General features: G+C 62.4%; 13 protein-coding genes. 4 read left to right on the top strand and 9 right to left on the bottom strand.

Going from position 1 to position 19,479, the window contains the following annotated elements:
• Positions 1 to 41: 41 nt before the first annotated feature.
• Genes BB029_RS22500 through glnE form a run of 8 tightly spaced genes read right to left on the bottom strand, consistent with a single transcriptional unit; the run spans position 42 to position 10,000 of the window.
• Positions 42 to 1,499 (bottom strand): lipopolysaccharide kinase InaA family protein, encoded by a 1,458-nt coding sequence (locus tag BB029_RS22500; RefSeq protein ID WP_065940833.1) that lies wholly within the window; start codon positions 1,497 to 1,499, stop codon positions 42 to 44.
• Positions 1,499 to 2,251: a lipopolysaccharide kinase InaA family protein gene (locus BB029_RS22495; protein ID WP_027604951.1), complete on the bottom strand. Its 753-nt coding sequence runs from the start codon at positions 2,249 to 2,251 to the stop codon at positions 1,499 to 1,501. Before BB029_RS22495 ends, BB029_RS22500 begins: the two co-directional genes overlap by 1 nt.
• Positions 2,248 to 2,982 (bottom strand): lipopolysaccharide kinase InaA family protein, encoded by a 735-nt coding sequence (locus tag BB029_RS22490; protein ID WP_065940832.1) that lies wholly within the window; start codon positions 2,980 to 2,982, stop codon positions 2,248 to 2,250. Before BB029_RS22490 ends, BB029_RS22495 begins: the two co-directional genes overlap by 4 nt.
• On the bottom strand, positions 2,982 to 3,788 hold the full coding sequence (gene rfaP, locus BB029_RS22485; protein ID WP_065940831.1) for a lipopolysaccharide core heptose(I) kinase RfaP: 807 nt from the start codon (positions 3,786 to 3,788) through the stop codon (positions 2,982 to 2,984). The genes BB029_RS22490 and rfaP overlap by 1 nt, the downstream gene beginning before the upstream one ends.
• On the bottom strand, positions 3,785 to 4,909 hold the full coding sequence (locus BB029_RS22480; protein WP_065940830.1) for a glycosyltransferase family 4 protein: 1,125 nt from the start codon (positions 4,907 to 4,909) through the stop codon (positions 3,785 to 3,787). Before BB029_RS22480 ends, rfaP begins: the two co-directional genes overlap by 4 nt.
• A complete protein-coding gene (gene waaC, locus BB029_RS22475) occupies positions 4,909 to 5,970 on the bottom strand; it encodes a lipopolysaccharide heptosyltransferase I (RefSeq protein ID WP_027604955.1) in 1,062 nt (353 codons plus the stop codon). Before waaC ends, BB029_RS22480 begins: the two co-directional genes overlap by 1 nt.
• 1 nt (position 5,971) lies before the next feature.
• Complete coding sequence (gene waaF / locus BB029_RS22470; RefSeq protein ID WP_027604956.1) at positions 5,972 to 7,006, bottom strand: lipopolysaccharide heptosyltransferase II; 1,035 nt, start codon at positions 7,004 to 7,006, stop codon at positions 5,972 to 5,974.
• Between the two features lie 54 nt (positions 7,007 to 7,060).
• A complete protein-coding gene (gene glnE, locus BB029_RS22465) occupies positions 7,061 to 10,000 on the bottom strand; it encodes a bifunctional [glutamate--ammonia ligase]-adenylyl-L-tyrosine phosphorylase/[glutamate--ammonia-ligase] adenylyltransferase (protein WP_065940829.1) in 2,940 nt (979 codons plus the stop codon).
• A 383-nt stretch (positions 10,001 to 10,383) separates the two neighbouring features.
• On the opposite strand from glnE, the gene aceE reads away from it, so the two are divergent.
• From aceE to msrA, 4 genes are all read left to right on the top strand, one after another.
• Entirely contained in the window at positions 10,384 to 13,029 is a 2,646-nt protein-coding gene (gene aceE / locus BB029_RS22460; RefSeq protein ID WP_065940828.1) for a pyruvate dehydrogenase (acetyl-transferring), homodimeric type, read from the top strand.
• Positions 13,030 to 13,040: 11 nt separating this feature from the next.
• Positions 13,041 to 14,690, top strand: a complete 1,650-nt coding sequence (gene aceF / locus BB029_RS22455) for a dihydrolipoyllysine-residue acetyltransferase (RefSeq protein WP_065940827.1) — start codon at positions 13,041 to 13,043, stop codon at positions 14,688 to 14,690.
• Between the two features lie 302 nt (positions 14,691 to 14,992).
• Entirely contained in the window at positions 14,993 to 17,686 is a 2,694-nt protein-coding gene (locus BB029_RS22450; protein WP_065940826.1) for a bifunctional diguanylate cyclase/phosphodiesterase, read from the top strand.
• Between the two features lie 72 nt (positions 17,687 to 17,758).
• The gene (gene msrA / locus BB029_RS22445) at positions 17,759 to 18,406 is read left to right on the top strand and encodes a peptide-methionine (S)-S-oxide reductase MsrA (protein ID WP_065940825.1); all 648 of its coding nucleotides are present in this window, start codon (positions 17,759 to 17,761) and stop codon (positions 18,404 to 18,406) included.
• A 76-nt stretch (positions 18,407 to 18,482) separates the two neighbouring features.
• Here msrA and BB029_RS22440 read toward each other — a convergent pair whose 3' ends face one another.
• A complete protein-coding gene (locus BB029_RS22440) occupies positions 18,483 to 19,319 on the bottom strand; it encodes a 23S rRNA (adenine(2030)-N(6))-methyltransferase RlmJ (RefSeq protein ID WP_065940824.1) in 837 nt (278 codons plus the stop codon).
• Positions 19,320 to 19,479: the final 160 nt, after the last annotated feature.

Raw genomic sequence — 19,479 nt, 5'->3', positions numbered from 1 at the left:
TCTGGGTCGCCCCTCTACGTTCATATTGCCCTCAAGCTCTGCTACAGAGGGCCACCAGTCTGGACCCCTTTCGGCAAACGCTGATCAATCAGCTGATACAACGCACTACTCTCAGGCCAGTTCCGCATAAACCGCGCACGGTCCCTGGCATACGCCGGGGCGAAGCTGGCGGCAGAGCTGTGTTGGCGCATCGCGTCGAGGTCGATCAGCGACCAGCGATCCTTATCCCAGAACAGGTTATGGCCCTTGAAGTCGCCATGGCTGATGCGCTCGCGAATCAGCTCGGCGAACAACTGGTCCAGCGCCAGCAGTTCGTTTTCCGGCGCGTCACCGTGTTCGATATAGGGCGCGAAACGCTCGATGATGTCCGGGCCCGGCAGGTATTCGGTGACCAGGTAAGCGCGGCTGCGCAGCCAGAAAAAGCGCTTTTCCAGGACGGCCAATGGCTTGGGCGTGGCGATGCCAAGGAAGGCCAGGCGATTGCCTTCGCGCCAGGAATGCCAGGCGCGGCTCGGGCGCCAGAAGCGCTTGAGCCAATGGGCAACGCCCTTGATGTTGTAGCGCTTGATCACCAATGGCCGGCCGGCCACATCGACCTTGGCCACGCTGGCCGCACCACCGGTCTTGTACAGGTGGCCCTGGTCGAGCAACGCATCCGCCTGCGCCAGCACCGGCAGCATCGCCGGCTCTTCCTCGCGACGGATCGCGCGCAAGGCAAAGGCGCCACGCACCACACTGAACAGCGTGCAGTCGCGGCCCACTTTGTTCAACAAGTCCTTCAAACGCCAGGCGCTGACCTTGCGCACCTGTTTTTCCAGGGCTTGCAGGGGCAAGGCGTGCTCGCCGTTGCTCAGCAGGTAGTACACCAGCAGTTCTTCGGTAAACGGTTGGAGGTTTTTCGGCAACTGGGCGAAAAACACCCCGAGGTTTTCCAGCACGCGGTCGCGCGACAGGGGCTTGCCCGCCTCTTCAACACGAATGCCGGCGCCATCGATCAAGTACAGCTTGCCGTCCCGGCGCAGCAGGTTGTCCAAGTGCAGGTCGTCCTGCCACAGGCCCTTGGCATGCATCTGGCCGATCGCACCCAGGGCCTCGGCCAGCACGGCGGTTTGCTCGTCGGCCAGTGGCGGTAGCGCTTCAACGGCGTGCCAGGCATCGGCCAGGCTCTCGGCACCTTCGATAAACTCGAACAGCAGCCAGCCGCCCTCGCCGTCCTGCAAGCCATCGGCGAGCAACAGCGGGGTGGTCAGGCCTTGCTCGGCCAGCAGGCGTACGCCGCTGAGTTCACGCTGGAAATGCCGCGCGGCCTTGCCGCCCACCAATAACTTGGCCAACACCGGACGCCCGCGCCATACCGCCGCGCCCACGTAACGCTCGCCCGGCAACACCCGCAACAGGCTCAGCAGTTGCAGTTGGCCAGGGCCGGCGGCATCCGCGAGATCGACAGTGAGGGGCAGGCTTGGCGTGCGACCGGCGCTTTTCAACTCGGACAGGCGCATCAGCGGTTCTCCTTGTGGCTACGCCGCTTCGTCAGGCGTTGCAGCCAGGTGGTGACGAGGGCGCTGCCTTCGGGCTGATCGAGGTAAGCCGCCAGCAATTGACGCACCTGTGCGTCCGACCACTGCGGTGCCCGGCGCAACAACGGCTCCAGGTCCTTGACCCGGTCACGCCAGCCGAACAGCAGCGGGCGGGTTTTCTCCAGGTCGATCAACTGCGCGGCGTAGCCGTCCCCGGTGGCCTGCAGGAAAATATGCTTGGGGTAGAAACAGCCATGCACCTGGCCGACGCTGTGCAACCGGCGCGCCAGTTGACCGCAGGCCAGCAGGATCGCGCGGTGCTGGGCATCGCTGAGTTGCGCCCATTGCTCCAGCAATGAATCCAGGTCATTCCAGCCGTCCAGGGCACGGGTCAGCAGCATCGCGCGGTGCTCACCGGCGACTTTGCGCTCGCCATAGAACGCCGCCTGCAGCGCCGGGATCCCGAGCTTGCGGTAACGGCTGATGTTGCGGAACTCGCGGGAGAAACTGGGCTCGCCCAATGGCCGGTGCAAGCTGCGCGTGAGGTAGTTGCTCTGGCGCTTGAGGTAATAGCCGTGGCCGTCGAGTTCCAGGCGAAACACGCTGCTCCAGCCGCCACGGCTGGTGTTCGGCTCGTCCACCGCGTCCAGTTGCCGGGCCCACAGGGCGTCGAATGTCGCGAGGCCGTGGCGCTCCAGCAGGGCGCGATCTTCAGCCGCCAGGAAATCACTCATTCACGTCCCTCGAAAAACTTCACTACGTGGCGAATCCGCCGTTTGTCCGACTCACTCAGGTGCCGACACCCACGGTACTGCATGTAGAAGCGCAGGCGCTGAGTGGCCGACAAGTGATACTTGGCCACCTTGTCCAGGCAGGCCAGGTCCTTGGTGATGCGGTACTTGAGCCAGAAACCGCGCCAGAAATCGCCGTTGGGGCAATCGATCAGGTACAGGGTGGCCCGATCGTCGATCAGCAGGTTGCGCCACTTCAAGTCGTTATGGGTAAAGCGATGATCGTGCATGGTGCGCGTGTATTCGGCGAGCTGGCGGCTGACCGCGTTGACCCACTTGGGGTCGCGCAGGCGCGCATCTTTACGTTCGGCCAGGACAGAGAGGTCTTCGGTCCTCGGCAACTCGCGGGTGATCATCGCGCCACGATCATAGGCCAGGCCGCTGCGCTCCAGGCCCCAGGCGACCACATCGGCGGTGGGAATGCCCCACTTGGCGAAGCGCTTGAGGTTCTGCCATTCGGACTTGACCCGCGGCTTGCCCAGGTAACGCCGCAGGCCCTTGCCGGCGCCGGTGTAGCGTTTGACGTAGTAGTTGACCCCGCCACGCTCCACCCGGATCACTTCCGACAGCGGATCGCGGGTCAGCCGCTCGCCTTGCAGGGCAAATACCGCTTCGAGGCTTCCAAAATCATCCGCCAGGGCGGCGTAGGCAGGCTCCAGGTTCCAACCCGCCATCAGATCGCATCCCCATAACGTTGCTTGCGCGCGTAGAGCTTGTCGGCCTTGCGCTGCATCAGGCTCAGGGACGCCGATTGCTCGGCCAGGATCTGACGCAGCGGCTGGCGGAAGTAGCCCTTGAGGAAGCGCAATTTATCGCGCCGGGTCAGGCCGATGTCCAACGCCGAGTAATACAGCGCGGAGAGGTCCTTGTCGCGCCAGCGCAGCGGCAGATGGGCGCGCATTTGCGCCCGGTGCAGGTCGATCACCGAGAGCTTGATGTTGCGTGGGTCGATCGGCCTGGACGTGTCCAGCAGGAAATGGCACAGGTAGCAGTCGCGGTGATTCACGCCGCCCCGGTGCATGTCGCCGACCATGCGCGCCAGTTCGGCCGTGAGCGCATGGCGCAGTGCAGGTGTGGGCGGTTCGGCAACCCAGTTGACGGTCAGGTCTTCAAGGCTGATGGTCGGCGCCAGCTCTTCGGTGATGATGAACGAGTGCTGGTCCGCCGGGTTGCTGCCTTTTTCGCCGAAGGCCACGCCGGTCATGGTCGGTACGCCGATCGCCTGCAAGCGGTGAATGGCATCCCATTCCAGGCCGGCGCCGAGCACCGGCAGCTTGGCGGTGATCAAGTTCTTGAAGATTTCCGCCCAGCCGATGCCGCGGTGGATTTTGACGAAATACGGGCGGCCATCCACCTCGGTGCGCAGCGTGCGACGCGCCGCCAGTTCACGGAATACCTGGCCTTGCAGTTTTTCGACTTCGGCGAAGGCATCACGCCCGGCCCATAACGTCTTGAACGGTTCGGCAAGAATCAACTTCATCGTTTTGGCTCCGCCAGAATCACATCCGCAGCGTGCTGCGGCATGCTGTAGAGGTCGGCCGTCTCGGCGAAGGCCAACCCATTGCGGCCCCAGGCCGCGCGCTGTGCAGAATCGGTCAACATCTGCGCCAGGTACTGGTTCAACTGAGCCTGTTCAAACGGCTCGTCCAGCACCAGGCCGCTGTCGGCTTCGGCGATGTAATGGGCATAACCACACACCGCCGAGACCAGCACCGGCAACCCGGCCACCAGGGCTTCGAGCAACACGGTGCCGGTGTTTTCGTTGTACGCCGGGTGGATCAACAGGTCGGCACCCAGCAGGAAGCGCGGAATATCGCTGCGCCCCTTGAGGAACTGCACGTTATCGCCCAGCCCGAGGGTGGCGCTTTGCAGTTGGAATACCTTGGGGTCGTCCTGGCCGATGACAAACAGGCGCGTGCGTTTTTTCAGCTCAGCCGGCAATGCGGCCAGCGCTTTCAGGCTGCGGTCGACGCCCTTGGTCTTGAAGCCGGAACCGATCTGCACCAGCAGCAGGTCGTCATCGCCCAGGTTGAACTCCTTGCGGAAGCCTTCACGAATCTCGGCCGCATTCGGCGGCGCGCGGCGGTCCTGGGCAATGCCCGGTGGCAGCAGGTGGAAACGCTCCAGCGGCGTGTCGTAATGCTTGATGAACAGCGGCTGCTGCACTTCGGAAATCATCAAGACTTCGGTCTTGGCACCCTTGGCAAACACCGCGCGCTCGTACTCGGCAAAGTGGCGATAGCGGCCAAAACTGCGGTACAGCGAATGGCGCAGGTTTTGTGCCTTGTCTTCGAAGCAGCCGTCGGCAGCGTAGTACACGTCCAGGCCGGGCATCTTGTTGAAGCCGATCAGGCGGTCCACCGGGCGCTTGGCCAGGTCGGCCTGCATCCAGGCGCTGAGCTTCTCGTTGCGCCGATGGTTGAAGAACGCCTTGACCGGCGCCACCAGCACTTCGAAGCCGGGCGGAATGTCGCCCTCCCAGATCAGCGTGTAGACACGAATCTGATGGCCGCGCTGCTGGCACTCCAGGGCGATGCGCATGAAATCGCGCTGCAGGCCGCCGAAGGGGAAATATTTGTACAGAACAAAAGCCAGTTGCATCAGTGCAGCTCCTCAGCCAGTAACAACGTGCTCAGCCGGGTTGCCACACGCTCAGGGTTCAGGCGCGTGAAACACAGGGGCGACTCGCGCTTGATGTCGAACCGACGCAGGTCGTCGGCCGTCGGTTGATAGGTACATTGTTTTTGCAGGCACGGCGCACAGGCAAAGTCGCTGGCCAGGTGAATCTGGCCCTTGCCGTAGGCGCCGGTCAGGCCGGGATTGGTGGGGCCGAACAGGGAAATGGTCGGCACATCCAGCGCCGCCGCCAAATGCCCCAGCCCGGTGTCCACCGCCACGCAGGCGCGGGCGCCGGCCAATACCCGGGCCACGCCGGCCAGGTTCAGCTTGGGCAGCACTTCGGCGTTGTTCAGGCCTTGGGCCAAGCGCTCAGCCCGGGCCTTTTCGGCGGCGTTGCCCCAGGGCAACTTCACGTCCACGCCGAGGCGGCCCATGCGTTCAGCCAACTCGCGCCAGTAGGCTTCGGGCCAATGCTTGGTGTCCCAGGTGGTGCCGTGCAGCAGCAGGACGAAGGGCTTTTTCGGCGGCAGGCCGAGCAGTTTTTCGGTGCTGAGGCCGTAGTCACCCAAGCCTTTGGGCAAGTCATAGCCGAGGGCCACGGCGAACAGTTGACGCAAACGCTCCACCGCATGCTGCCCACGGGCCACGGCCAGGCGCCGCGAGTAGAAGCGCGCCGCAATCGGCTCACGGGCCGAGTGTTTATCGAAACCAGCCACCGGAGCCCGCACGTAGCGGGTCAGCCAGGCGCTTTTGAACAGGCCCTGGGCATCGATCACCAGATCGTACTTGGTCGACTGGACTTGCTGCTTGAAGCGCCGCCACTCGCCGCTCTTGAAGGTTTGCCAGAGGTTCTTGCGCCAGCGGCGGATCGCCACCGGGATCACCTTGTCCACCGCCGGATGCCAGGTGGGGATTTCAGCAAAGCCTTCTTCCACCACCCAGTCGAAGCGAATGCCGGGGATCGCCCGTGCCGCGTCGGTCAGTGCCGGCAAGGCGTGGATCACGTCGCCCAGGGATGAGGTCTTGATTACCAGTACCCGCAACTCAGTGAACCTCGACCACGTCGCCCTGCAATCGCTGCAAGGCATCGGTTACCGGCTGCGGCAGCAATTGGCGCAGGCAGTTGTAATGGCCGAAGCGGCAGGTGCGATCAAAGCACGGGCTGCACTCCAGCCCCAGGCGCACCACTTCGACCTGGTCGGCCAGCGGCGGGGTAAAGCCCGGCGAGGTGGAGCCGTACACCGCCACCAACGGGCGGTTCAGCGCAGCGGCCACATGCATCAGGCCGGAGTCGTTGGACACCACAGCGTCCGCACAGGACAGCAAGTCGATGGCCTCGGCCAGGGACGTGTCGCCACTGAGGTTGACGGCCTCTTCGCGCAGGCCCGGGATCAGGCGCTGGCGAATGTCTTCACCCACCGAGTGATCGTTTTTCGAACCGAACAACCACACCTGCCAACCTTCGCGAATCTTCATCTCGGCGACTTTGGCGTAGTGGTCCGACGGCCAGCGCTTGGACTCGCCAAACTCCGCACCAGGGCACAGGGCCAACACCGGACGATCCAGGGCCAGGCCGAACTTGGCCAGTGCCGCATCGCGGGTCACCGGGTCGATCTGCAGGCTGGGGCGCGGGTACGGCTTGGGCAGCTCGGCGCCCGGCGCATAGGCCAGGGCCATGAAGCGTTCGATCATCAGCGGGTAGCGCGCCTTGTCCAGGGTGCGCACGTCGTTGAGCAGGACGTAGCGAAACTCACCGCGCCAGCCGGTGCGCTTGGGGATACCGGCAAAATACGGCACCAGCGCCGATTTGAGCGAGTTGGGCAACAGGATCGCCTGGTCGTACTGGCCCGCCAGGGATTTGCCGATGCGGCGGCGGGTCGCCAGTTCCAGGGCTCCGTGGCCGAGCGGAAAGCTCAAGGCCTTGCGCACTTCGGGCATGCGCTCGAGGATCGGCCGGCTCCACTCGGGGGCGAGCACGTCGATCTGGCAGTCCGGGTAGCGCATACGCAGGCTCTGGAACAGTGTCTGTGCCATCACCATGTCACCGACCCAACTGGGCCCAACGATCAGAATATTCATGTAGTTTCCACAAACGATGCGGGGAGGCTTATGCCTCCCCGCCCTAATAGTGTTTCAACCCAACCCCAGCGCCTGCCAGATTCGCATCACCTGGCGCCGTTCGTCAGCGAACTGATCACCGGGTACCGTACCGGCCTCGTTCTGCAAGGCCTGGCGATGCGCGGCGGAACGGTAGGCCTTATACACCTCGCGCAGCAGATGGGCATCGGCGGCGGGCATCAAGCCCACCTGCTCGAGGCCTTCCAGAATGCGGATATTGTCGGTATAGCGCAGCAACGAAGGATGTTGCGCAGACCACGCCAAAGCCGCGTATTGCACCATAAATTCAATATCGACGATACCTCCGGCGTCCTGCTTGAGGTCGAACAGCACCGTGGCGTCGAAGGCATTGGCGCCGGTGCCGGCCGCCGTGGCCTTGGTACCCAGGTTGTCACGCATCTTGGCGCGCATCTCGCTGACCTCCTGGCGCAACTTCGCCAAGTCGCGCTCACGCCCCAGCACTTTAGCCCGTACCTGCTCGAATGCCTGGCCCACATCCTGGCTGCCCACCAGCACCCGCGCGCGGATCAGGGCCTGATGTTCCCAGGTCCATGCTTCATTTTGTTGATAGCGGTCAAACGCCCCGAGGGAACTGACCAGCAACCCGGATGCGCCGGATGGTCGCAGGCGCATGTCGACTTCATACAATTGGCCGGAGTTGGTCTGGGTGGTCAGCAGATGAATGATCCGCTGGCCCAGGCGCGTAAAGAACTGCGCGCCGTCGATCGGCTTGGCGCCGTCGGTCTCGGCCTGCGGGTCGCCATCGTGGATAAACACCAGGTCCAGGTCCGAACCATGCCCCAGTTCGATGCCGCCGACTTTCCCATAACCGACAATGATGAACCCAGGATCGCACAAGGTACCGTCCAAGCGCTGCGGCGAGCCGTGGCGCGCGACCGTCTGGCGCCAGGCCAGGGCCAGCACTTGTTCGAGGATGGCTTCGGCGAGCCAGGTCAGGTAGTCGCTGACTTTCATCAACGGCAGGCTGCCAGCGATTTCCGACGCGGCCACGCGCAGGCGGTGGGCCAGCTTGAAGTGCCGCAGGGCTTCCATCTGCTGTTCAAGGTCATCCTCGGGGATGCGCGTAAGGCGCTCGCGCAACTCAGCGGCAAGTTCCGGCGCCAGCGGTGGCTTGAACAAACGGCCTTCGTTGAGCAACTCATCCAGCAGCAGCGGGAAGCGCGTGATCTGCTCGGCGATCCATGGACTGGCGGCGCACAGGGTCAGCAGGCGGCGCAGGGCGTCGGGGTTTTCCGTCAGCAGCACCAAGTAGGCGGAACGCCGGGCGACGGCCTCCACCAGCGGCAGTACACGCTCCAGCACCAAGTCCGGGTTGGCGTGCTCGACAGCCTGGGCCAGCAAGCGCGGGATAAAGGCATCCAGGCGTTCACGCCCCAGGCGCTGCATGGCCCGCAGTTGCGGGCTGTTGCGCAGGCTGGCCAAGGCTTTAAGGGCCTTGGTGGCGTCGGTGAAGCCGCCTTCAGCCAATTGACGGCAAGCGGCCTCTTCATCCTGGGACTCTTCCCACAGCGGCAGCCATTCTCCGCCCACGACCAACTCGCTTTCCGCGCCTTCTTCTTCATCAGGATCCGCAATCACCTGGCGGAAGTGCCAGTCCACACGGCCACGCCAATGCATCAGGCGCTCATGGAAGGCCGCCCAGTCGGCAAACCCGAGCATAAAGGCAATGCGCGCCTGGTCTTCAGGGCTGTCCGGCAGCATTTGGGTCTGGCGGTCGGCAATCGCCTGGATCGCATGTTCGGTGTAACGCAGGAATTCATAGCCATTGCGCAACTCGGCGATCACCGCCGGCGGCAGGTAGCCCTGGCCTTCCAAGGTGCCGAGCACCTTGAGCAGCGGCCGTTGCTGCAGGCTGAGGTCGCGGCCGCCATGGATCAGCTGGAACGCCTGGGCGATAAATTCCACTTCGCGGATGCCACCCGAGCCCAGCTTGATATTGTCGGCCATGCCTTTGCGCCGGACTTCCTGCTGGATCAGCTGCTTCATGGTGCGCAGCGCCTCGATGGCGGAAAAGTCCAGGTAACGGCGGTACACGAACGGCCGCAGCATATCGAGCAGTTGCGCACCGGCCACCTGGTCACCGGCAACCACACGCGCCTTGATCATGGCGTAGCGCTCCCAGTCGCGACCCTGGTCCTGGTAGTACTGCTCCAGCGCATTGAAGCTGAGCACCAGGGCACCGGCCGAACCGTAGGGGCGCAGGCGCATGTCGACACGGAACACAAAGCCGTCGACGGTCATCGGGTCGAGGGCCTTGATCAATTTTTGACCAAGGCGAATAAAGAACTCCTGGTTATCCAGGGAGCGCTTCACGCCCACGGTTTCGCCGCCCTCGGGGTAGGCGAAGATCAGGTCGATATCCGACGAGAGGTTCAGCTCCACCGCGCCGAGCTTGCCCATGCCGAGGATGACCATGTGCTGCGGTTCGCCGCTGCGCCGCCCGGTCGGCGTGCCGAATTGCACACAGTGGCGCTGGTACAGCCATTGGTAGGCCTGGTCGATACTGGCGTCGGCCATGTCGGAGAGGTCACGACAGGTTTGCACCAGGTCGGCCTGGCGGGTCAGGTCGCGCCAGATAATGCGCACTTGCTGACGGGTACGCTGGCGACGCAGTACGCGGCCCAGCTCATCTTCTGTTTCGGCCTGTTGCACGGCACCGGCAATCTGCCCGCACAGCTCGCCCGGCGCAAAGCCGCGGTCCAGCTCGCCCCAGGCCACCAGTTCGAGCAACATCAAAGGGTCACGAACACTCTGTTCAATGACGAAATCACTGGCGGCGCACACCCGGGCGAAGTCGGCCCACCGTTGCGGCGTCCACGCAGAAAGGCCATGATCGTCGTCCAGCGCGGCCACGGCGTCACGAAATGACTGCTCGGCCCGCTGGGCTTTTGGCAACAGAATGGCCGGCAGTTCGGCCAGCGTTGGAAGGCTCATGGTCTATCCTTGGTCGGCGTGTAAATGGCCTGCTGCTGTGAAGGCAGGCACCGCGCTCGATGAAGGACTGTCGAACAAAGGTGATAAATAGCTGAAAATATGTAATTTTTGGCAGGCAACATTAAACTTCTACCTTTTCTTGTTCGCAAAAGATCAACAATAACGATTATGCTCACCAGCCAGACCGAGCAATCCGCTCGGTCTTGTGTAGTTTTACTACTCGTATATACATTCGAAAGGCTGAAATGGCCGACGATTTGTAGTAAAACTACAGGACGCCGAAGCAACCTTCGGCCATCCAAGAATTTATGTCGTCTGCCCACAAGGCCAGTCGCAAACTTCAGGCAACCGATTCTGGTAGCCTTTCCGCCCTGGAGCAAGCCATGCAAGACCTCGATCCCGTCGAAACCCAGGAATGGCTGGACGCCCTGGAATCGGTTCTCGACAAAGAAGGCGAAGACCGTGCTCACTACCTGATGACCCGTATGGGCGAACTCGCGACCCGCAGCGGCTCGCAACTGCCCTACGCCATCACCACGCCATACCGCAACACCATCCCCGTCACCCACGAAGCACGCATGCCTGGCGACCTGTTCATGGAACGCCGCATTCGCTCGCTGGTACGTTGGAACGCCATGGCGATGGTAATGCGCACGAACTTGAAAGATTCTGACCTGGGCGGTCACATCTCCAGCTTCGCTTCCAGCGCAACCCTGTATGACATCGGCTTCAACTACTTCTTCCAGGCCCCGACCGAAGAACACGGCGGCGACCTGATCTACTTCCAGGGCCACACCTCGCCAGGCGTCTATGCCCGTGCGTTCATGGAAGGCCGCATCAGCGAAGAGCAAATGAACAACTTCCGCCAGGAAGTCGACGGTCAGGGCCTGTCGTCCTACCCGCACCCTTGGCTGATGCCTGATTTCTGGCAGTTCCCGACGGTATCCATGGGCCTGGGCCCGATCCAGGCGATCTACCAGGCACGTTTCATGAAGTACCTGGAAGCCCGTGGCTTCATCCCGGAAGGCAAGCAGAAAGTCTGGTGCTTCCTGGGCGACGGCGAGTGCGACGAGCCGGAATCCCTGGGTGCCATCTCCCTGGCCGGCCGCGAGAAGCTGGACAACCTGATCTTCGTCATCAACTGCAACCTGCAGCGCCTCGACGGCCCGGTTCGCGGCAACGGCAAGATCATCCAGGAACTCGAAGGCGTGTTCCGCGGTGCCCAGTGGAACGTGACCAAGGTCATCTGGGGCCGTTTCTGGGACCCACTGCTGGCCAAGGACGTCGACGGTATCCTGCAACGTCGCATGGACGAAGTCATCGACGGCGAGTACCAAAACTACAAGGCCAAAGACGGCGCGTTCGTACGTGAACATTTCTTCAACACGCCTGAACTCAAGGCGATGGTTGCCGACCTGTCCGACGACGAGATCTGGAAACTCAACCGTGGCGGCCACGACCCGTACAAGGTCTATGCTGCGTACCACGAAGCGGTCAACCACAAAGAACAACCGACCGTCATCCTGGCCAAGACCATCAAGGGTTATGGCACCGGTGCCGGCGAAGCGAAAAACACTGCGCACAACACCAAGAAGGTTGATGTTGAAAGCCTGAAGCTGTTCCGCGACCGCTTCGACATCCCGGTCAAGGACGAAGAGCTGGAGAACCTGCCGTTCTTCAAGCCTGAGGCAAACAGCGCCGAAGCCCGCTACCTGAGCGAGCGTCGTACCGCACTGGGCGGTTTCGTGCCACAGCGCCGCGCCAAGAGCTTCAACATCCCGACACCTCCGCTGGATACCCTCAAGGCAATCCTGGACGGCTCGGGCGACCGTGAAATCTCCACCACCATGGCCTTCGTGCGGATCCTCGCGCAGCTGGTCAAGGACAAGGAAATCGGCTCGCGTATCGTGCCGATCATCCCGGACGAAGCCCGTACCTTCGGTATGGAAGGCATGTTCCGTCAGTTGGGCATCTACTCCTCCGTCGGCCAGCTCTACGAGCCAGTCGATAAAGACCAGGTGATGTTCTACAAGGAAGACAAGAAGGGCCAGATCCTCGAAGAAGGCATCAACGAAGCGGGCGCCATGAGCTCCTTCATCGCTGCCGGTACTTCGTACTCCAGCCACAACCAGCCGATGCTGCCGTTCTACATCTTCTACTCGATGTTCGGTTTCCAGCGTATCGGCGACCTGGCTTGGGCAGCGGGCGACAGCCGTACCCGTGGTTTCCTGATCGGCGGTACCGCCGGCCGCACCACACTGAACGGCGAAGGCCTGCAACACGAAGACGGTCACAGCCACATCCTGGCTGCCACCATCCCGAACTGCCGCACCTTTGATCCAACCTACGGCTATGAGCTGGCGGTGATCATCCAGGACGGCATGAAGAAGATGACCGAAGAGCAGCAGGACGTTTTCTACTACATCACCGTGATGAACGAGTCCTACCAGCAGCCAGCCATGCCGGCCGGCGTGGAAGAAGGCATCATCAAGGGCATGTACCTGCTCGAAGAAGACACCAAGGAAGCGGCGCACCACGTGCAGCTGATGGGCTCCGGCACCATCCTGCGTGAAGTCCGTGAAGCGGCGAAGATCCTGCGTGAAGAGTTCAACGTCGGTGCCGACGTCTGGAGCGTTACCAGCTTCAACGAACTGCGTCGCGACGGCCTGGCCGTAGAGCGCAACAACCGCCTGCACCCGGGCCAGAAGCCTGCGCAGAGCTATGTCGAAGAGTGCCTGGCCGGCCGTAAAGGTCCAGTCATTGCCTCTACCGACTACATGAAACTGTTTGCTGAACAAATTCGCCAGTGGGTCCCGTCCAAGGAATTCAAAGTCCTGGGCACTGACGGTTTCGGTCGCAGTGACAGCCGCAAGAAGCTGCGTCACTTCTTCGAAGTCGACCGTCACTTCGTGGTGTTGGCAGCCCTGGAAGCCTTGGCTGACCGCGGTGAGATCGAACCCAAGGTGGTAGCTGACGCTATCGTCAAGTTCGGGATCAACCCGGAAAAACGCAACCCACTGGACTGCTGAGGAGACTTTTTGTGAGCGAACTCATTCGCGTACCTGACATCGGCAGCGGTGAAGGTGAAGTAATCGAGCTGTTTGTAAAGGTCGGCGACACCGTCGAAGCCGACCAGAGCATCCTGACCCTGGAATCGGACAAGGCGAGCATGGAAATCCCTGCTCCCAAGGCCGGCGTGGTCAAGAGCCTGAAAGTGAAGCTGGGCGACCGCCTGAAAGAAGGCGACGAACTGCTGGAACTGGAAATCGAAGGTGCCGCTGATGCGGCCCCTGCGGCGGCTCCTGCTGCCGCTGCTGCTCCGGCACCTGCCGCGGAAAAACCTGCCGCCGCTGCCGAGGCTCCTGCAGCTCCGGCTGCCGCGCCGGCCGAAGCCACCGTCCAGGACATTCATGTTCCGGACATCGGCTCGTCGGGCAAGGCCAAGATCATCGAGCTGCTGGTCAAGGTCGGCGACACCGTCGAAGCCGACCAGTCGCTGATCACCCTGGAGTCCGACAAGGCCTCCATGGAAATCCCATCGCCGGCTGCCGGCGTGGTGGAAAGCATCGCGGTCAAGCTGGAAGACGAAGTCGGCACGGGCGACTTCATCCTCAAGCTGAAAGTACAGGGCGCTGCGCCTGCTGCTGCTCCAGCACCGGCTGCTGCTCCGGCGGCCAAGGCTGAAGCCGCTCCGGCCGCTGCCGCCCCTGCGCCTGCTGCAAAAGCCGAAGCCGCTCCGGCCCCTGCGGCTGCCGCACCGGCGCCAAGCGGTGCCAAGGTTCACGCAGGCCCGGCGGTTCGCCAACTGGCGCGTGAATTCGGCGTCGAGCTGAACGCTGTGTCGGCCACCGGCCCCCACGGTCGCGTGCTGAAGGAAGACGTGCAGGTCTACGTCAAAGCCATGATGCAGAAAGCCAAGGAAGCTCCGGCTGCCGGCACTGCTACTGGCGGCGCGGGCATTCCACCGATCCCGGTGGTGGACTTCAGCCGCTTCGGCGAGACCGAAGAAGTGCCGATGACCCGCCTGATGCAGATCGGCGCGTCGAGCCTGCACCGCAGCTGGCTGAACATCCCGCACGTGACCCAGTTCGACCAGGCCGACATCACCGACCTGGAAGCTTTCCGCGTTGCGCAGAAAGCCGTGGCCGAGAAGGCCGGCGTGAAACTGACCGTGCTGCCGCTGCTGCTCAAGGCCTGCGCGCACCTGCTCAAGGAGCTGCCGGACTTCAACAGTTCGCTGGCGCCAAGCGGCAAGGCGATCATCCGCAAGAAGTACGTGCACGTAGGCTTTGCCGTCGACACGCCGGATGGCCTGCTGGTACCGGTCATCAAGAACGTCGACCAGAAGAGCCTGCTGCAGCTTGCCGCCGAGGCTGCTGCACTGGCGGCCAAGGCCCGTGACAAGAAGCTCACCGCAGACGACATGCAAGGCGCTTGCTTCACCATCTCCAGCCTCGGTCACATTGGCGGTACAGGCTTCACGCCAATCGTCAACGCGCCGGAAGTGGCGATCCTGGGTGTTTCCAAGGCCACCATCCAGCCAGTCTGGGACGGTAAAGCATTCCAGCCCAAGCTGATGCTGCCACTGTCGCTGTCCTACGATCACCGTGTGATCAACGGCGCGGCCGCTGCACGCTTCACCCAGCGCCTGAGCCAGTTGCTGAACGACATCCGCACCATCCTGCTATAAGCCAAAGCGGCCTCCCTTTCATCGGGGAGGCCTGGTTGCACCGATTTCCGAGCGCCACGCTCGTACCTCAACCCCGTCAATTTGGCGGGGCTTTTTTTGCTTTTCTCTACAGACAGAACAGGGTTGTACACCTTCTGTCATCCTGACTGAAGAATTCCCCCGCCCGGCCGATAACCCCCTTATAGCACTTAGCCTTCATCCTCTCTTGTCAGCCCGCGCCGCATGATGCAACCTTGCCGCAGGCAACAGTAAAGAGGGCGTGAGCCCGGCGCCGTGCGCGTTATTTGAAGTGAGTTCCCCCCATGAAAAGCCAACCCGATGTCGCCCGTATGGCGGCCGAGGTAGTGACGCAGTTACCGGTGCCTTCGCGCCTCGGTATGCTGCGTTTCGAGCGGCTTAATGAGGCAAGCTGGGCCCTTCTGTACCTCGACCCTAACTGCGAGCGCCAATTCGGCCTGTCGGCGGTCGAGCTGTGTGCGCTGCTCGGCACCCCCTTCGCCAGCCTGATGGAGCCTCAGGCGCGCTACCAACTGCACGACACCATCCAACAGCAACTGAGCGACAGCCCTCACTACCTGGTGCGCTACACCCTGCACACCAACGATGGTCCCCTGAGCCTGCTGGAAATGGGTGAAGCCTACAAACAGCACAATCGCCACCTGCTGCGCGGCTACCTGATGGTGGTCGACGGCCTGTTCAACGAAATCTCCCTGCCCGCACCGACGGAGGATCTGGAAAGCCAGAACAGCCGCCTGCAGATCGCCCTGGAGCTCAACCAGCGCGCCCAGCAGGAACAACTGCAGCACCTGGAGCGGGTGCGCGCCCAGCAGGAGCTGATCCTGTTGCTGGCCCGCCAGCGCTACACCGCCAACAATTCGCTGCAGGAAGCCGCAGAGCTGATCACCCGCAGCGCCTGTGACATCTACCAGATCGACTGCGCCAGCATCTGGAACCTCGAAGGCCAGCGCCTGGTACCGATCTCGGCCTACCACCGCGATGACCAGCAGCACCACCTGCCTGAGCCCATCGACGCCAGTTGCTTTCCGGATTACCTGGAAGCCCTGCACACCAGCCGGGCAATCGACGCGACCAACGCGATGCGAGACCCGCGCACCCGGGAAATGGCCGAGAACCTGCGCGCCAAGGATATCCACGCCATGCTCGATGCGAGCATCCGCGTCGATGGCCAGGTGGTCGGTGTGCTGTGCCTGGAACAGGGTGGCAGCTCACGTGTCTGGCAGGCCGATGAAATTGCCTTTGCCGGCGAACTGGCTGACCAGTTCGCGCAAGTGATCAACAACCACAACCGCCGTACCGCCACCAGCGCCCTGCACCTGTTCCAACGTGCCGTGGAGCAAAGTGCCAATGCCTTTTTGCTGGTCAACTGCGACGGCGTGGTGGAGTACGTCAACCCAAGCTTTACCGCGATTACCCAATACAGCGCCGAAGAGGTCCACGGCCACCGCCTGGCCCAGCTGCCGGCCCTGGAAAACCTCAGCGAACTGCTGTTCGACGCACCGTCGAGCCTGGCCAAGAGCAACAGCTGGCAGGGCGAGTTCAAGAGCCGACGCAAAAACCTCGAACCCTACTGGGGCCAGCTGTCGATTTCCAAGGTGTATGGCGACAACCGTGAGCTGACCCACTACATCGGCATCTACGAAGACATCACCCAGAACAAGCTGGCCCAGCAGCGCATCGAACGCCTGGCCTACACCGATAACCTGACCAACCTGGGCAACCGTCCGGCATTCATCCGCAACCTCGATGAGCGCTTTGCCCGCGACAGCGACAGCCCGATCAGCCTGTTGCTGGTGGACATCGACAACTTCAAGCGCATCAACGACAGCCTCGGCCACCAGACCGGCGACAAGCTGCTGATCAGCCTGGCCCGCCGCCTGCGCAACAGCCTGAGTGCCGGCGGCAGCCTGGCGCGTTTTGCCAGTAACGAGTTTGCGGTGCTGCTGGACGACACTGACCTGGAAACCGGCCAGCAGGTGGCCAGCCAGTTGCTGGCGACCCTAGACAAACCGATGTTCGTCGACAACCAACTGATCAGCGTCACCGGCTCCGTGGGCCTGGCCTGTGCGCCGCTGCACGGCCGCGACCCGCAGACCCTGATGCGCAACGCCGGCCTGGCGCTGCACAAAGCCAAGGCCAACGGCAAACACCAGGTACAGGTGTTCACCGAAGCCTTGAATGCCGAGGCCAGCTACAAGCTGTTTGTGGAGAACAACCTGCGTCGTGCCCTGACCCAGAACGAGCTGGATGTGTTTTACCAGCCCAAACTGTGCCTGCGCAGCGGCCGCTTGCTGGGCATGGAAGCGCTGTTGCGCTGGAACCATCCGGAAAAGGGCATGATCCGCCCCGATCAGTTCATCAGCGTCGCCGAAGAAACCGGCTTGATCATCCCGATCGGCAAATGGATCGCGCGCCAGGCCTGCCGCATGAGCAAGCAACTGAGCGCCGCCGGCCTGGGCAATCTGCAGGTGGCGATCAACCTGTCGCCCAAGCAATTCTCCGACCCGGACCTGGTGGCCTCGATCGCCACGATCCTCAAGGAAGAACAGCTGCCGGCCAACCTGCTGGAACTGGAGCTGACCGAAGGCCTGCTGCTGGAAGCAACCGAAGACACGCGCCTGCAACTGGACCAGCTCAAGAGCTTCGGCCTGACCCTGGCCATGGACGACTTCGGCACCGGCTACTCGTCGCTGAGCTACCTGAAAAAATTCCCCATCGACATCATCAAGATCGACCGCAGCTTTATCCACGAAATCCCGGACAACCAGGACGACATGGAAATCACCTCGGCCGTGATCGCCATGGCCCACAACCTCAAGCTCAAGGTGGTGGCCGAAGGCATCGAGACCGCCGAGCAACTGGCGTTCCTGCGTCGGCACCGTTGCGACGTTGGCCAGGGCTACCTGTTCGACCGGCCGATCCCCGGTGCAGAGCTGCTCGAGAAGCTTAGACGCTATCCGCGCGGGCCAATCGCCTGACAGCGCTGTAACACTCGGGCACACTGGTTGTCTGAAATTTACCGCTAACCCAACCTGACGAGAGGACTGCTCATGGTCTTGCGCTCGGAAATTCTGGTGAACAAAAACGTGCTGCCTACTCAAGAACAAGCGTTGCCCGGTCGTGAAACCCCGATGAACCTGCCGCAGACGCACTTCGTCAACGGCAACCCGCTGCTGGGCCCATTCGTCGACGACGTCGGCTTCGCGATCTTCGGCCTGGGTTGTTTCTGGGGCGCCGAGCGCAAGTTCTGGCAGCGCGATGGCGTGGTCAGCACCGTGGTCGGCTATGCCGGTGGTTTCACGCCGAACCCGACGTATGAAGAAGTCTGCTCGGGCCTGACCGGCCACAGCGAAGTGGTGCTGGTGGTATATGACCAGGCCAAGGTGAACTACGAAGACCTGCTGAAGATGTTCTGGGAACTGCACAACCCGACCCAGGGCATGCGCCAGGGTAACGATATCGGCACCCAGTACCGCTCGGTGATCTATGCGACCACGCCTGAGCAACTGGCGGCGGCGCAGGCCAGTGCCGAGGCCTATCAGGCCGAATTGACCAAGGCCGGCCTGGGCACCATCACCACCGAAATCGAAGAGGCGCCGACGGTGTACTTCGCCGAGGCGTATCACCAGCAGTACCTTGCGAAGAATCCACAGGGCTACTGTGGGATCGGCGGCACCGGCGTGACTTGCCCGATCTGAAGATCGGAGCTGCAAGTTTCAAGCTGCAAGTGGTGTTTTCTGATCTCACTTGCAGCTTGAGGCTTGCAACTTACAACTACTCAGCTATGAGCCAATCCATCTGCCACCCACCCTGGGTCTGGCCAAGCTTCTTGGACAGCCACGGCAGCAGCTCGCGCAACTCCTCTTCCAGGCCCCACGGCGGGTTGGCAATCGCCAGGCCCGAGCCGGTCAGGGTGTTGGGCGTGTCCAGCGGATGCACCAGCAATTCCACGCGCAGCAACTTCGGCGCACCGGTGCCGGCCAGGTCCTGGTAGAAGCGACGCAGCATGCGCTGGTCCTTCACCGGGTACCAGATCGCCGCGACGGTCTGGCGCATACGGCTGACGGCTTCTTTGAGGGACGCAGCGCAGCGCTGCATTTCGTCGAGTTTTTCAAACGGCGGATCGATCAGCATCAACGCGCGCTTTTCCGGCACCGGTAACAGGGCACGCGGCACATGCCAGCCTTCGCCCAAATGAACCTTGACCCGACGATCGCCCTTCATGTTGTCCTTGAGCAACACGCCGTCTTCCGGGTGCTTTTCATTGAGCAACACGCGGTCCTGGGGGCGCGTAAGGCGGCGCGCCAGCTCCGGCGAGCCCGGGTAGTAGCGCAACTGGCCATCGGGGTTCATCTCGTGCAGCACGCGCATGTAATCGGCGGTCAACGCTGGTAGATCGTCGGCGCCCCACAAACGCGCGATACCTTCCAGGTACTCACCCGTGCGATTGGCCTGATCACCTTGCAGGTCGTAAAGACCAATCCCGGCATGGGTGTCGAGGTAAGCGAACGGCTGCTCCTTACGCGACATCAGGGCGATGAGGCGGGTCAAGGTCAGGTGTTTGAAGACATCGGCGTGGTTGCCGGCGTGAAAGGCGTGACGATAATTCATGGTTGCTCCTGCGCAGGGGGCGAAGTTTACCTTCTACGGGCGCAAAGGTGCAGGGCCGCATGCCGGGCGGTGCTTATGCCGCAAACGCAGGCAGCCCGTTGAAAAAAATCTAAATGTCGACGGCGAGGCGGATTTATTGTTGCCATCCACAACTCCAGGG

Origin of the sequence: Pseudomonas sp. S3E12 (assembly GCF_001702295.1) — a bacterium.
Lineage (GTDB): Bacteria > Pseudomonadota > Gammaproteobacteria > Pseudomonadales > Pseudomonadaceae > Aquipseudomonas > Aquipseudomonas marginalis.
The sequence above is the reverse complement of the archived record's forward strand: the minus strand, read 5'-3'. Positions and strand labels throughout refer to the sequence as shown.

Excerpts from the sequence above, each read along its gene's own strand:
- BB029_RS22490 (WP_065940832.1), bottom strand. The coding sequence starts at position 2,982 with ATGGCGGGTTGGAACCTGGAGCCTGCCTACGCCGCCCTGGCGGATGAT.
- rfaP (WP_065940831.1), bottom strand. The coding sequence starts at position 3,788 with ATGAAGTTGATTCTTGCCGAACCGTTCAAGACGTTATGGGCCGGGCGT.
- glnE (WP_065940829.1), bottom strand. The coding sequence starts at position 10,000 with ATGAGCCTTCCAACGCTGGCCGAACTGCCGGCCATTCTGTTGCCAAAA.
- BB029_RS22495 (WP_027604951.1), bottom strand. The coding sequence starts at position 2,251 with ATGAGTGATTTCCTGGCGGCTGAAGATCGCGCCCTGCTGGAGCGCCAC.
- BB029_RS22450 (WP_065940826.1), top strand. The coding sequence starts at position 14,993 with ATGAAAAGCCAACCCGATGTCGCCCGTATGGCGGCCGAGGTAGTGACG.
- waaF (WP_027604956.1), bottom strand. The coding sequence starts at position 7,006 with ATGAATATTCTGATCGTTGGGCCCAGTTGGGTCGGTGACATGGTGATG.
- BB029_RS22480 (WP_065940830.1), bottom strand. The coding sequence starts at position 4,909 with ATGCAACTGGCTTTTGTTCTGTACAAATATTTCCCCTTCGGCGGCCTG.
- BB029_RS22440 (WP_065940824.1), bottom strand. The coding sequence starts at position 19,319 with ATGAATTATCGTCACGCCTTTCACGCCGGCAACCACGCCGATGTCTTC.
- aceE (WP_065940828.1), top strand. The coding sequence starts at position 10,384 with ATGCAAGACCTCGATCCCGTCGAAACCCAGGAATGGCTGGACGCCCTG.
- msrA (WP_065940825.1), top strand. The coding sequence starts at position 17,759 with ATGGTCTTGCGCTCGGAAATTCTGGTGAACAAAAACGTGCTGCCTACT.
- BB029_RS22500 (WP_065940833.1), bottom strand. The coding sequence starts at position 1,499 with ATGCGCCTGTCCGAGTTGAAAAGCGCCGGTCGCACGCCAAGCCTGCCC.